Annotated in this window: 12 protein-coding genes and 1 pseudogene; 3 read left to right on the top strand and 10 right to left on the bottom strand. The window is 45.1% G+C overall.

Going from position 1 to position 13,250, the window contains the following annotated elements; all coding sequences use genetic code 11:
- Window positions 1-113: 113 nt before the first annotated feature.
- Both MHH52_RS12530 and hrpB read right to left on the bottom strand, forming a co-directional pair.
- Entirely contained in the window at window positions 114-698 is a 585-nt protein-coding gene (locus tag MHH52_RS12530) for a general stress protein (RefSeq protein WP_340008934.1), read from the bottom strand.
- A 98-nt stretch (window positions 699-796) separates the two neighbouring features.
- Window positions 797-3,289 (bottom strand): ATP-dependent helicase HrpB, encoded by a 2,493-nt coding sequence (gene hrpB, locus MHH52_RS12525; protein ID WP_340008932.1) that lies wholly within the window; start codon window positions 3,287-3,289, stop codon window positions 797-799.
- Between the two features lie 143 nt (window positions 3,290-3,432).
- Here hrpB and MHH52_RS12520 point away from each other — a divergent pair, with 143 nt between their 5' ends.
- Window positions 3,433-3,852, top strand: a complete 420-nt coding sequence (locus MHH52_RS12520; RefSeq protein WP_340008930.1) for a GNAT family N-acetyltransferase — start codon at window positions 3,433-3,435, stop codon at window positions 3,850-3,852.
- A 139-nt stretch (window positions 3,853-3,991) separates the two neighbouring features.
- Here MHH52_RS12520 and MHH52_RS12515 read toward each other — a convergent pair whose 3' ends face one another.
- The 3 genes from MHH52_RS12515 to MHH52_RS12505 form a co-directional block, all read right to left on the bottom strand.
- Window positions 3,992-4,390: a DUF1992 domain-containing protein gene (locus tag MHH52_RS12515; RefSeq protein WP_340008928.1), complete on the bottom strand. Its 399-nt coding sequence runs from the start codon at window positions 4,388-4,390 to the stop codon at window positions 3,992-3,994.
- Between the two features lie 124 nt (window positions 4,391-4,514).
- On the bottom strand, window positions 4,515-4,892 hold the full coding sequence (locus MHH52_RS12510) for a GIY-YIG nuclease family protein (protein WP_340008926.1): 378 nt from the start codon (window positions 4,890-4,892) through the stop codon (window positions 4,515-4,517).
- Window positions 4,893-4,912: 20 nt separating this feature from the next.
- Window positions 4,913-5,680, bottom strand: coding sequence for a DUF2087 domain-containing protein (locus MHH52_RS12505; RefSeq protein ID WP_340009615.1), 768 nt, complete (start codon window positions 5,678-5,680; stop codon window positions 4,913-4,915).
- 293 nt (window positions 5,681-5,973) lie between these two features.
- On the opposite strand from MHH52_RS12505, the gene MHH52_RS12500 reads away from it, so the two are divergent.
- Window positions 5,974-6,450 carry an SRPBCC family protein gene (locus MHH52_RS12500; protein ID WP_340008924.1) on the top strand — a complete coding sequence of 159 codons (477 nt, stop codon included), beginning with the start codon at window positions 5,974-5,976 and terminating at the stop codon, window positions 6,448-6,450.
- Here MHH52_RS12500 and MHH52_RS12495 read toward each other — a convergent pair.
- The 4 genes and pseudogenes from MHH52_RS12495 to MHH52_RS12480 form a co-directional block, all read right to left on the bottom strand.
- Window positions 6,442-7,250 (bottom strand): annotated as a pseudogene (locus MHH52_RS12495) (SDR family NAD(P)-dependent oxidoreductase). The gene MHH52_RS12500 and the pseudogene MHH52_RS12495 sit on opposite strands and share 9 nt — an antisense overlap.
- 137 nt (window positions 7,251-7,387) lie before the next feature.
- On the bottom strand, window positions 7,388-8,254 hold the full coding sequence (locus tag MHH52_RS12490) for a transglutaminase family protein (protein WP_340008922.1): 867 nt from the start codon (window positions 8,252-8,254) through the stop codon (window positions 7,388-7,390).
- Window positions 8,251-9,204 carry an alpha-E domain-containing protein gene (locus MHH52_RS12485; protein WP_340008921.1) on the bottom strand — a complete coding sequence of 318 codons (954 nt, stop codon included), beginning with the start codon at window positions 9,202-9,204 and terminating at the stop codon, window positions 8,251-8,253. The genes MHH52_RS12490 and MHH52_RS12485 overlap by 4 nt, the downstream gene beginning before the upstream one ends.
- A gap of 72 nt (window positions 9,205-9,276) precedes the next feature.
- Entirely contained in the window at window positions 9,277-10,740 is a 1,464-nt protein-coding gene (locus tag MHH52_RS12480; RefSeq protein ID WP_313641510.1) for a circularly permuted type 2 ATP-grasp protein, read from the bottom strand.
- Window positions 10,741-11,094: 354 nt separating this feature from the next.
- On the opposite strand from MHH52_RS12480, the gene MHH52_RS12475 reads away from it, so the two are divergent.
- On the top strand, window positions 11,095-11,982 hold the full coding sequence (locus tag MHH52_RS12475; protein WP_340008920.1) for a DUF1835 domain-containing protein: 888 nt from the start codon (window positions 11,095-11,097) through the stop codon (window positions 11,980-11,982).
- Between the two features lie 121 nt (window positions 11,983-12,103).
- Here the strand turns inward: MHH52_RS12475 and ftsY are convergent, their stop codons facing one another.
- On the bottom strand, window positions 12,104-13,108 hold the full coding sequence (gene ftsY, locus MHH52_RS12470) for a signal recognition particle-docking protein FtsY (RefSeq protein ID WP_340008919.1): 1,005 nt from the start codon (window positions 13,106-13,108) through the stop codon (window positions 12,104-12,106).
- Between the last annotated feature and the right edge of the window lie 142 nt (window positions 13,109-13,250).

Raw genomic sequence — 13,250 nt, 5'->3', positions numbered from 1 at the left:
TTGAATTCATATGAGTCCACATACACAAAAAAGACTGCACCTCATAGCGTAATGCTAGAAGGTGCAGTCTTTGAGTTGATTGTTTATAGAAAAAATGTAGTTCGATTAACAATTTAATTTTTATCGCGGTTGTAGACTTCAGCTGTCCGATCGGCTCTGTTAGCCATTGAATCCCCTAGTCTAGTGTCTTCATTATAGGTTCCTTCGTAACGCTGAGCATTCAGCGAACGATTACCACGGAATACATCATGTGCTTGATATCCGCGTCCGTTATCATCCACAAGCACAAGGATCTTACCACTTTCTACGTATCCTTCGTACTCTTTTGCCTCATCCTCAGGAATGCCAAGACCGATCAAGCCGCCAACTAAGCCGCCTGCACCTGCACCAACGGCTGCACCTGTCAGAGTTGCCACAATAGGTCCTGCAGCTAGAATAGGACCAATACCCGGTATGGCGAGCGCTCCGATACCTGCTAGAAGTCCGGTAACACCACCCAATACGCCGCCTGTAGCTGCGCCTGTTGCAACACCTTCTGGTGCCATTGTGCCTGTATTATCCGAAATATGTCTTAGTTCATCGCGATCACGTGTGATTACTGATATTTCATCATTACTAAATCCTTGATTGTGAAGTCCTTCAATTGCTCTGGTTGCTTCTTGTTCTGTGTCGAAGATCCCTACGATTTTTTTAGTCACTTGAAGCCCTCCTTAGTAATTGTCTTCACTAGTTAAATACCCTGTAAGCTGAAGACAAAACATCTAATGAACAATATCAAGTGTATAAGTAACCATAGTTACTTCTTGGGACGTGTTCGATTGGTCGGTATAGCTTGCAATGGGTCGTCTGGCCAATAGTGCTTAGGGTAACGTCCTTTTAGATCTTTTTTGACCTCAAAATAAGTACCGCGCCAAAAGCTTGCAAGATCAGAAGTCACCTGCATCGGTCTTCTTGCCGGTGACAAAAGATGAAGTAATACAGGTACCTTTCCTCCTCCAATTCTAGGCGTGTCTATCTGTCCAAACATCTCTTGCAATCGTACCGCCAGTACAGGAGCAGCTGGATTAGCATAGTCCACGGGCACACGTGAGCCACTAGGAACCGTAATATGTGTCGGCGCTTCCTGCTCAAGAACCTGTCGCTGATTCCAGTCCAGCATCCCCTCAAGCGCACGAGATAACGGAATTCGCTGAAGGTCGCGTAAGTTACGCATACCATGAATGTATGGTAATAGCCATTCATCAAGCTTCACAATTAATGCTGCATTTGAGACATCAGGCCAGTTCGAACGTAAGGCGTGCATGAACATTAACCGCTCACGAAGCTGTGTGGTTCCCTTTTCCCACGGTAAGATTTCAATCCCATTTTCAGCGATAACACTTAACAATACTTTCGCTGTTTCTTCCGCGGAGGGTCTTTCATGTGAAGTTTCTGTTAAGACGAGAGCACCAAGCATTGTTCTGCGGCGCTTCTTCACACTCCCACTTTCTTTATCCCAATATACGTCCGCGTCCTCAGTGATGCGATCCGCATGATACTTAAGCAGTTGTCCTTCTTCTATCTCTGCTGCCAGCATAATTGCTCCTTGTGTCGCTCGATCGTCAACGGAAGCGGCCACAATATAAGCGGAACGGGCCAGCAGCTGTCCTTCCCGCATGGCCGCGCCACGACCGGCGGAGAGCAGAAACGCGTCATCGCCGCGTTTCTGTCCGATACGGTCGGGATAGGCGAACGACAGAAGCAGCCCACAGAGGCTGATGTCGTTCACGGTCGCACCCGGCGCTGCTTGCAGCTGCGCCAGGAAATTGCGGCTCTCGCGCTGCACCGCGCGCAGAGCCGCTGGGTCCGCTCCGCCCGTATCGGCGGAGCGCTCGAACCGGAGTAGCGCCTCTACGCGGAGCGTGAGGTCGCAATCTAGTGCCGCGGGACCCTTGAACAGGTCCCGCTCTTGCAGCAGCGCCGCCAGCCGGCAGGCGAGCGGTGCTGCGCCAAGCTCTGCCGCGCGCAGCAACATATGCGCGGCTCGCGGGTGCGCGCCAAGCGCGGCCATGCTGCGGCCGTGCGGCGTAATGGCGCCGCCGGCGTCCAGCGCGCCGAGCTGGCTCAGCAGCGCGGTGCCCTGCGCATAAGGCGCAGCGGGCGGCGCGTCAAGCCAAGATAGCGCGGCAGGATCGCGCACGCCCCACAGCGCTAGCTCCAAAACGAGCTGCGCTAAATCAGTCTCCATAATCTCCGGCACATTGTCATCCGAAAGGCGATTATGCTCCTCCTGACTCCACAGCCTGTAGCACACGCCAGGCGCTGTCCGACCCGCACGTCCCCGCCGTTGATCGGCGGAGGCTTTCGATACCGGAACCGTCGTAAGACTTGGCATTCCCGTACGCGGCGAGAATACTTGCGTGCGGCGAAGTCCGGTATCAATTACCGTCCGTACACCTTCTATCGTCAAGCTTGTCTCAGCAATGGAGGTCGCAAGCACGACTTTACGTTCACCGTTTATGGATGGAGCCACTGCGGAATCCTGCATAGCCTGTGGTAATTGTCCATACAACGGACGAAGCACGATCCCATCCGGCAGATTTCCATGTTCCAACTCGCTTTGTGTTCTGCGGATCTCCCGTTCACCCGGTAGGAATACAAGTACATCTCCCGGTTGTTCAACAAGGGCACGTTTCACTGCGGCTGCGGCAGTTTTTTCAATCAGAAGATTCCCTGTTGTTGGTACATAGATTGTTTCCACCGGATAGGTTCGTCCCGGACAATCAACTACTGGCGCTTCACCCAACATAGCCGACACACGATCACTATCCAAGGTAGCTGACATAATCAGAATCCGAAGATCATCACGCAGCACAGCCTGTGCTTCCAGTGCAAGAGCAAGACCCAAATCCGCATGAAGACTGCGTTCGTGGAACTCATCAAAAATCACTAGACCCACATCACCCAAAGAAGGATCACTCTGCAGCATCCTTGTTAAGACACCTTCTGTTACTACAACAATACGCGTGTTCTTGCCTACCTTAGTGTCGTTACGCATACGATAACCTACCGTCTGTCCAACACTTTCTCCAAGACAGGACGCCATATAGGTTGCAGCAGATCTAGCAGCAAGTCTTCTGGGCTCTAGCATTAGAATGCTTTTACCGGCCATCCAAGGCTCATCCAAAAATGCCGGAGGCGTTCCTGTTGTTTTACCCGCACCGGGTTCAGCGATAAGAACAGCCGCCCGCGTTGAGCTAAGTATGTTTTTCAGGTCTGGAAGCACCTGTATAATTGGAAGCTGTTTCATTGTATCTCTCCATCGTTTGTAATAATATGTTATTGGTTTCCCTTGATTTCATCTAAACCATATTAATCATGTGCGAAAAGACTATAAAGATCAAGAAATACTATGCACACTATTCTATAATTTTAATGAGGAGACTTCCTACTATGCTCGTAACTAAAGCCAAAGTTTCAGATCTATCTACTCTCAGCAAGATCGACAGCATGGTCATTGGCAGCGAAATTCGCAAACCTATAATCGAACAATATATTCTAAATGAGCAATGCATTGTAGCATCGCTTAACGGTGAGCCTATCGGTTTCGCCTGTTACGACACCACTTTTTTCGAATGCTGTTTTATTCAGCTCGCTATTGTAAACCCTAATTTCAGACGGCTCGGCATTGCCAGCGCACTTATTCGTTACATTGAAGAACATTGTCCGACGTCTAAGCTCTTTACCTCCACCAATGAATCCAACACGGTCATGCAGCAAGTCTGTCTATCACTCGGCTTTGTCAGAAGCGGAATCATAGAGAATTTAGATGATGGTGATCCGGAATGGATATATTTCAAGCGAGTAAGATGAAGATACATTACTTGAGAAGTGCAACATGCAAAAAGGCAACTCTTCCGTCTGAATCGACTAAGAGATGCCTTTTTATATTACACTTTTTATCTTAATGTCCAAATTACTATGAGATTACCAAACAGGACTTTAACTGGCGTTATTCTTCTTCCCTAGTCATCTGTTCGTGTATTTGAACACTGTATTGCATAAAAGCAGGATTACTATCCAGACCGCGTTCACGCACTAGCTCTTGTAGACGCAGTCTCTTCAAAGACAACTTTGACCGGAGTGCCTTGCCCTCACTGGTCTCAGCACCTCCGCTGTTGTGGCACGCCGCAAGTAGTCCTTCGAGCGTAACACATTCAGCTCTTAGAGATATTTCCTCGGGCACCAGCCCGGAATTCTTCATAATTTTGAAAGACATCCGCAATTCTTCTGGCACACTTGATAAATCCTCAAGCTCCAGCGGCTTACCATGCCCAGGTAAATCTTGAAATTCCCCATTACGCATAGACTCCTGAATTCGCTGTTCAGCCAGCCAGGAAATCATCCCCATATACGCAGCCTCCTTCGCTAGTGCCACCCACTATTATCTACCCTGTCTAAGCAAAAATGTGTTTAGCGGAATTGCGTCTATTTTAGCATAAAAGGCATTGTAATTCATCTTAGGTGATCTCCGCCTACCGCTGTTTGTGATAACCTCGCTCACCATATGGCGACAGCTTCTCAAACCATTTACTTTCTAGATCAGGCAGCATTTTACGATATTTCTTAAGATCCGAAACGTTCTCTACAAAATCCTCTTCAGGCTTGATTCGCTCCAACACTTCAAATTGGAAACCCGCTTCTCCATGAGTATTCCAATCCGCTTGCATCTCTTTATTATCATGTAACCCTGTATCCAGCATAAATTTATGCTTATTCCATACCCCTTCAAGATTTAAACTAGTGCCGACAAAAGATTTGTCGTCCTGTACATTCACAATTCTATACGCTCCCATTTCCCTATGTGAATGCGTGTAGTTATACGCTAATTCCTTACGTTTCGCTTTATCCATTGTTCATTTTCTCCTTCAATTTATATTTTCACGCAATAGACGCTGCCGTCATCTTCTCGTTCTAGCAATCCATAATCGATCAAATATCGGCGCAAAGTTACGTAATCTGGATACACTTCGGAAAGGATCGCGTTCACTTCCTTCTCTGTATACTCACGACCGATCTCGAAACGCTTAATGAGTTGACGTAAAATCGCCGCTTTTCGTTTCTGCTTTTTCGGGAACTCAGAAATCGGGCCATCTACACCCTCTTTAAAATAAGCCTTTAGAATTTCAGCATTCTCTTCCTCAGTAATGGCAAAACGCTCATCCACCATCGACGCCGAACGTGGCACACTTACAAAAGGAGAGGAAACCTCCGGTTTCTCTTCCACAAGCTCCATAACAGCCAGAAAAAGCTTAGCCTGTTTCGCCTTTTCCCGTAACGTAAACCGGTGATTTCGCACTGTAGAGGTACTTCCAATCTCAAGCGCCTTAGCTGCTTCCCCATCACTTAAGCTTTGCCTGAACGCACGGAGCAGTCCTTTTTGCAGATCTGTAAGTCCTGTAAGTTTCTTATCTAGTCCCAGTAACCAGTTAAACATCGAACCATGAACATGATCTATATGCAGCGTGGTGAATTTCTCAGCTTCATAATACGTATCATTCTCCTTGTAAATTATGCCCTTCTCAAAAGCCTTTCCACATACCAAGCAAACATAGAATCCGTTACGATCACGCTCTTCATACACATAACCCTGCTTCAATTCATCTATTGACGCATTCCAGAATTTCTCAGAGAGACTTATAGCTTCATTACCTTCTGCCACATCTTTCACCAGCCCATCATCCGATAATTATATAGACATAATATCATTTTGTTTATTAATTTACAATCATATTATGATCCCGTTTGTTTTTCGGTTTGTGCATATAGAAAATTGTTTATATGTCCTCGAAGTTGGCGATGATGCTGGATACTGAAGAAGTTTAACTTTTTATAGACGATTCCCACTCTCTTTCTTATGATAAGAGTTACAGACTATAGACTATCCTCTCAAATAAAAAGGACTACAAAAGTAGTCCAAAGGAGAAATATAACATGTTAGCTAACATCGCAAAATCTGATGAACATTATGTCGCTCGTTTCGAACGTCAATTAAAGCATTCTGCTACAGAGATCTGGTCCTTTTTGACGGAGAATGAGAAGCTTGCTTTATGGTTCGCTGAATTACGAATCGAAGACCTGCGTGAAGGCGGATTAATAAAGTTTGATATGCAAAATGGGACTTTTGAGGAAATGACGATTACTGAACTTCAGCTTCACTCTGTTATTGAATTTACGTGGGCAGAAGATTCTGTTCGCTTTGAGCTATACCCTAATTCAGAAGGCTGCTTACTCGTCTTGAGTGAAACGATCCTAACGCTCACTCCACATACACCCCGGGATTTAGCAGGTTGGCATGTATGTCTGGACGTGATCCAACACCTTCTGGATGGTACGACACTGGAGTCGCGAGATGCCGAATGGAAAATTTGGTACGAGCAATACCGAGAAGCTCTCTCGAAATTAGGATAATAAGGACTCCGCGCCGTCTATCACAATTTGCGCACCTGTAATATGAATGGATTCATCGGATGCCAGAAAAGAGACCAGATCTGCAACGTTGTCCGGTTTGCCCGGTCCATCCGCCAGCGGCTGCGCACCATCGGGAAATTCAATCGGAAGACAATAGCCTCTACGTCCTCGTTCATTTCAGTTGTTTCATCTATATTAGTGGCAATCGCTCCAGGGCATATCACATTCACTCGAATCTTAAACTTAGCTAGCTCAAGTGCAGCCATTTTAGCAAAAGCCACCTGTCCAGCTTTGGTAGTGCTATATGTAGACCACCCAAAGCTGGCAAATCTAGTATTCCCATTGATGGAGCTGGTGATGATAATACTTCCTTTCCCTTTATCCTTCAGGTGAGGGATCGTATATTTCAAGGTCAAAAAGGTCCCCGTCAAGTTCACCGACATCGTGCGCTCCCAATCGCTCAAGCTCAGTTCTTCTATCGGTCCCACCGCACCATTGATTCCCGCGTTAGCGAATACAATATCGACACCTCCGAATTGTTCCACCGTACTGCGAACGGCTTCCTCCATCCCTTTTTCATCCGAAGTATCTACCTCTATGGCCAATGCACAATCCTTGCGAAACTTGTTTAGCTTATCCGCCAAAGATGAGGTACGTTCAAGATTCAAATCAAAAAGCGCTACATTAGCACCTTCCCTCGCCAGCTTAATAGCGGTAGCCCGACCAATTCCTGAGCCCGCTCCGGTAATAATTGCTGTCTTTCCAATAAATCTTTGTTTCTTAGCTATGTTTGGACTCATATGTAACTCTCCTTTAGGATCTCTAAGTGATGTACTATGGATCAAGATTACCCAAATACATGTACACTGGAATCATCTTCACAAAAAAACTCCCCGTTCAAAAGCTTGAACAGAGAGTTTCATCTAGGTCGATCTATTTAATTGTCCAGCCACCGCACATCCACTTTTACAGTCAAAGTACCTGCTCCACCACGATATACACCTTTTACAGGAACGATATCTTTGTAGTCCCGTCCGTGACCTAACTTAATATAACGCCAATTAACCTCAACATTATTCGTCGGATCGAAACCAAGCCAACCTGTACCCGGAATATGAGTCTCCACCCATGCATGTGAGGCTTGCTCAAAATTAGCATTACTACCTTGCAGATCACCTACAAAATGATATCCACTTACGTATCTGGATGGTAGCCCGACACTACGACAGACAGCGATCATTAGATGAGCATAATCCTGACATACACCGCGTTTGAGCTTCAGTGCTTTTATTACCGTTGTATTTACACTTGTGGCCTCAGGGTCATAGGTGAACTGATCATAAATCGTCGCAGATAATTTAAGAATCCATTCATACATATCCTCAGCTTCATTAAAAGGGTACTGTGAGGCAAACTCCACCAGTTCTGGGGTCACCTCGGTATAAAGAGTCGGCAAAATAAACTCAATATAACGATTCTGAAATCCCTCATCATTTAACAGTTTAATTTGTTCTTCAAGAGATGTTCTCGGGAGATCGGCACCTTGCGCTTTATCCAGGGTAACTACAGTAGCCTTGGTGTGGATGACCATTTCCGTGTGCGGCTTATTGACCGAATAGGCATGGACCCGGTTCCCGAAGAAATCCTCATACGTTAATAGATTGGCTGGCGGGTAAATATCCACTTCATGGTGATAACAGGATTGGCGATAATTCGTGCGCGGCGTGAGTCTGATCTCATTGACACTGTCCGTAACCGGCTCTGGATAGCTGTATGTGGTGGTATGATTGATTTGAATCTTCATACAGACACTCCTTCTCGCCGAAAAAAGGCGCCCTCCATTGTTTTTCCGAGTTTTTGACAAGATATCACTAGCGCTTTAAGCACATCTTCCACCAGCTCGCCGGACATTTCCTCTTTTTCCATGTAATCCAGCTCAGCTTTAAGCTTACCTGCTTGACGAATGACCTTCTCATGACCTGAGCCTTTTTCTGAGGAATCCAGTTCAAGCTTCGCTAGATGCTCCTCCAGCTGATGAAAAGAAAATCGTATGGAACGTGGAAATTTGGGGTTCGCAATCAAGAAATCTAAAATGCTCTCCGGAGACATAGCATCTGCATAATAACGGCGAAACGCCTGGTACCCACTAACGGATTTTAGCACAGCCTGCAACTGAGTATAAACCGCGTTAAGCTCCTTAAATCGGCATGAGGCAATGACCGCCTGCAAGATACGAGTTGTATTCTCTGCTCGCTCTAGAAAGCGTCCGCTCTCAATGAAATGCCACTCATTCCCTCTAAGCATTACCGACTGCTCTGCTCCGAGAAACATGGCTGTACGCTCCTTAACCTGCTGATAGAACTGATGTGGCCCGCTCATAATATCTGCAACAGAACGCTCACCAAGCCATAGGTTGAAGCTGTTGACAACATCCCATAATTCACTTGGAAGCTGCTGACGGAGTGTGCGAAGATTATTTCTAGCATGATGTACACAGGAGAATAATGAATTAGAATTGCCTAAATCAAGTGTGATGAAAGATAGCACATCCTGCTCGGAAAAGGTTTCGAACTGCTGCATATATTCACCTCGAACGCCTAGCGCATCGATTAACCTTGACCATTTATGTCCTTCTTCATGAAAATCCTCTTCCTGCTGGATATGATAATGAACATTGATTAGCCGCGCATGATTCTCTGCCCTTTCAATATAACGGCCGATCCAGAACAAAGCCTCAGCATTTCGATTCAGCATCTCCAGCCACTCCCTTATCCTACAAATTGATGCTGCATTTTGTTGTTCATCAATAAGGCTCACTTGGTAGTATCAAGCCATGACCCAAGTATCTTTTACGCCACCGCCTTGCGAGGAATTCACGACCAATGACCCTTCTTTCATAGCCACTCGTGTCAATCCTCCAGGTATGACATGCGGCTTCCGGTCAGCACCCATTAATACAAAAGCTCGAAGGTCGATATGTCTCGGTGCCATAGTTCCCCCTGACAATACCGGTGCTCTTGATAGGGACATAATCGGCTGTGCAATATAACGTTCCGGGTCCGCAATAATCTTCATTCGAAATTCAGCCAGTTCTTCTTTCGTAGCTTCGCTTCCGATCAACATCCCGTATCCCCCGGATAAAGAGGTCTCCTTAACAACCATTTCAGACAGGTTCTCCAGGACATATAAGCGTTCATCGGGCCTGCCTAGCAGATATGTCGGAACATTACCAAGAATCGGTTCTTCATTCAGATAATAACGAATCATATCCGGTACATAGACATATATCGCTTTATCATCTGCAACTCCGGTCCCCGGGGCATTAGCGATAGCAACATTCCCTGCCCGATAAGCATTCATCAAGCCCGCCACCCCGAGTAGTGAATCAGGCTGAAAAGCTAACGGATCGATGAAATCATCATCCAAACGGCGATACAGCACATCCACGCGGCGTAATCCGTTCATTTCTTTTAAATATATTTTGTGATCCTTTGCAACCAAATCTCGTCCTTCAACCAAATGTATACCCATCTGCTGCGCTAGAAAAGCGTGCTCATAATAAGCAGAATTGTATTCCCCTGGAGTGAGGAGTGCTATAACCGGATCTGACTTCCGTGATGGAGAAAGGCTGCGCAGAACAGATAAGAAGCGATTCAAGCTATGATCAACATCTCGTATGGAGCTAGCAAAGGACAATTCTGGAAACAATTGATTCATGAGAGTTCTGCCTTTAAAAAGATATGAAAAACCTGAAGGGGTCCGTAGATTGTCTTCAAGCACATAATATTGCCCATCATGATGGCGGATAAGATCGATTCCCGAAGTAGTAATATAGGCTCCACCAGGTACTCTTAGACCAGCCATTTCTGGTCGGAAATAACAGTTGGAGATGATCATACGCCTTGGGACTATTCCATCCTTAACGATGTACTGCTCATGATAGATATCATGAATGAACAAATTCAAAGCCGTGATACGTTGAATAATTCCAGCCTCTAGCCTCTCCCATTCATTCTTAGGAATAATGCGTGGAATCATATCAAAAGGGATCGTTCGCTCCATGGGATGATCCTGAGCCGGATTGTAAAGCGTAAAGGTAATTCCTTCCTCCATCATCCTGCGCTGCATCAAATTCTGCTTACCCTGAAGCTCTTCGGAGCTCATTCCAGAAAACATGCGATTCACATGTCTGTAGTGCGGCCGGACACTCCTCTTATCAGCATACATTTCATCGAAAAAATGATGCAGCGGATACGGAGACAGACCTGGCAGAGGATCTAATTTGGACATGAGCCCGACTCCTTTCGATAAATGTTATCTTTACTAACAACGTATACTGTAGTTTCAGAAAATATCCATGAAAATATTGGTTTGTATTCCCATAATACGTAAAATATATTACTTATGTCAATATATATAACAGAGAAATGTGATCTCTGAATATTTTCGCGTGTTTGGAATCGCTTCCTTTCTCTCTTATATAAGTTGCCGGAGCTGAAAAGTAGTTTCTTCATTGAATTGTATGCAGGAAGCATGACAAGCATTACTATTATGAATTTTTCATATGTTGTATTTTTTATATAGTTATCTGGAAGGGTGATTTCATTTTTATGGTATAATTTGGAGCGTTAGGAGAGTGAACAAATGGAACACAAATATACTATGTCAATGGAGCAAGAAGAGGCTAAGCGGAATCACATTTATCTGTTATTTGGCTTATCAGAAGCTGGTTCGATGAAGGTAGCACTTAGTCGTTTAGGTTGTCGTCATTTAATAAGAGTACTTTCATTTAATGAGACCTTCACCGCTGGACCGCTGCACAAATTACATAGAGAGGAAGGATATTATACCCGAGAGTTATGGTTTCAGGAACGATTTCCGGATCAGGGTTATCAGCTCAATCCCCAGCATAAACTGGAAGCCATGATTCGGACACTGAAAGAAATTCCTGAGGACAAAAAAATCACTATCTGGTGCGGGGACAACTCCCATGATCAGACCGGTTTACGGTTTGCACTTTTTATTCTCAGTGAGAGGAAGCAACCCATTCATGTTATAAATCCAATCGAAGCTTATGGGGAGATTCCCAAGATTGCCGAACAATTTAGTATTGGCTTATCTCCCCAGTCTCTGGGTCAGCTCCCAAACGAAGCTGTGCAAACTATTATCAAAAACACCGAAAATACGCAACCCCTTACTTTCGCGCAAAGAAAACAGTATGAACTGGAGTGGCAAGAAATCAGCAACACTGAGGATATGCTTCGAATCTGGTCCAATGGTCAGTTAACAAATGTTCCCGAAACATACTATGACGAAGAAATTCTATCCTTAATTCTGCAACTGCAAAAGAATGAAAAGGGTGATCATTACGTAAATGCTGGACTTATTGTAGGAGCAATTATAGAGCAGTGGAATTTATTTATCAGTACCTCATTTATAGAATATCGCTTCTGGAGGCTTATTAGTGAAGGAAAACTGTTATTTAAAGGGATACCTTACGCGATGTATTTGTACTTTTTAAGCGTCCCTTAGAGGTTACTACATTAACAACTAACAAGCATTTTATAAAAAAGGAATGCCCTCATAAACTAAATATAGCTTCGAGGACATTCCATGTAAATATGACTTCCTTATAATCATGCGTCGGTATTGATTACACTTGCTCTTCCGATTCTTCTGTCTCTTCCTCGGTAATTAACCCGGCAAAAAGAGCATGTACGAACTGCTGAGAATCAAATGGCTGCAAATCTTCCATCTTCTCCCCTAGACCCACAAGTTTCACAGGTAAATTCATTTCCTGACGAATCGCTACAACAATACCGCCTTTAGCCGTACCGTCCAGCTTCGTCAAGACGAGCCCTGTAACCCCACTCTTTTCACCAAATAGCTTGGCTTGAGTAAGCGCATTTTGACCTGTGGTAGCATCCAGCACCATCAGTACCTCGTGCGGAGCACTAGGGATTTCTCTTTGAATGACGCGGAAGATCTTGTTAAGCTCTTCCATCAGATTGCTCTTATTCTGAAGCCTGCCTGCGGTATCACAGATCAGGATATCCACATTCCGCTGCTTAGCCGCTTGAACAGCATCGAACATAACAGCGGCTGGGTCAGAGCCTGCTTGTTGCTTAATTACATCTACGCCTGCACGTTGGCCCCAAACTTCGAGCTGTTCAATCGCTCCGGCACGGAACGTATCCCCCGCAGCCAAAAGAACTTTTTTACCCTCTTGCTTGTAACGATGTGCTAGCTTACCGATCGTAGTCGTCTTGCCCACTCCATTAACCCCAACGAACAAGATAACTGTAATTCCATCCGGATTTTCCTTCAGGCTGTTATCATCATCTCCGCGCAGCAGTTCCATCAGCTTACGGGACAAAATCGGTTGAAGCTCCGCAGCATCTTCAATTCGCTTTTGCTTCACTTCGGCGCGCAGATCCTCGACAAGTGTCATAACTGTATTAACGCCAACGTCTGCACCAATCAAGATTTCTTCCAGTTCTTCATAGAACTCTTCATCTATTTTTTTACGGCGGATAATAAGGTCTGCTACCTTCTCGACAAAGCCTTTACGGGTTTTCTCTAATCCGTCGCGGAATTGTTTGGTTACACTTTCCGTTTTGCCGGAAATGCTTTCTTTTAACTTCCTGAAAAAGCTCATTTGTTTCCTCCTAAAAGTTTTGTGAGCAAAACTTCATTGATTTAACTTCGTACAAAACTCACTTCGGAAGCCTATGCTTAGTTTTGTATAGGATCACTACATTGATTCAGCTTCGTACAAAACTCACTTCGAAAGCATAAGC

The sequence above is a fragment of the Paenibacillus sp. FSL K6-0276 genome (assembly GCF_037977235.1).
Classification (GTDB): domain Bacteria; phylum Bacillota; class Bacilli; order Paenibacillales; family Paenibacillaceae; genus Paenibacillus_AQ.
This window is presented reverse-complemented; position numbering and strand designations above follow the sequence as displayed.

Coding starts and splice junctions, on each gene's coding strand:
- hrpB (WP_340008932.1), bottom strand. CDS start 3,289: ATGAAACAGCTTCCAATTATACAGGTGCTTCCAGACCTGAAAAACATA.
- MHH52_RS12520 (WP_340008930.1), top strand. CDS start 3,433: ATGCTCGTAACTAAAGCCAAAGTTTCAGATCTATCTACTCTCAGCAAG.
- MHH52_RS12515 (WP_340008928.1), bottom strand. CDS start 4,390: ATGGGGATGATTTCCTGGCTGGCTGAACAGCGAATTCAGGAGTCTATG.
- MHH52_RS12510 (WP_340008926.1), bottom strand. CDS start 4,892: ATGGATAAAGCGAAACGTAAGGAATTAGCGTATAACTACACGCATTCA.
- MHH52_RS12500 (WP_340008924.1), top strand. CDS start 5,974: ATGTTAGCTAACATCGCAAAATCTGATGAACATTATGTCGCTCGTTTC.
- MHH52_RS12490 (WP_340008922.1), bottom strand. CDS start 8,254: ATGAAGATTCAAATCAATCATACCACCACATACAGCTATCCAGAGCCG.
- MHH52_RS12485 (WP_340008921.1), bottom strand. CDS start 9,204: ATGCTGAATCGAAATGCTGAGGCTTTGTTCTGGATCGGCCGTTATATT.
- MHH52_RS12480 (WP_313641510.1), bottom strand. CDS start 10,740: ATGTCCAAATTAGATCCTCTGCCAGGTCTGTCTCCGTATCCGCTGCAT.
- MHH52_RS12475 (WP_340008920.1), top strand. CDS start 11,095: ATGGAACACAAATATACTATGTCAATGGAGCAAGAAGAGGCTAAGCGG.
- ftsY (WP_340008919.1), bottom strand. CDS start 13,108: ATGAGCTTTTTCAGGAAGTTAAAAGAAAGCATTTCCGGCAAAACGGAA.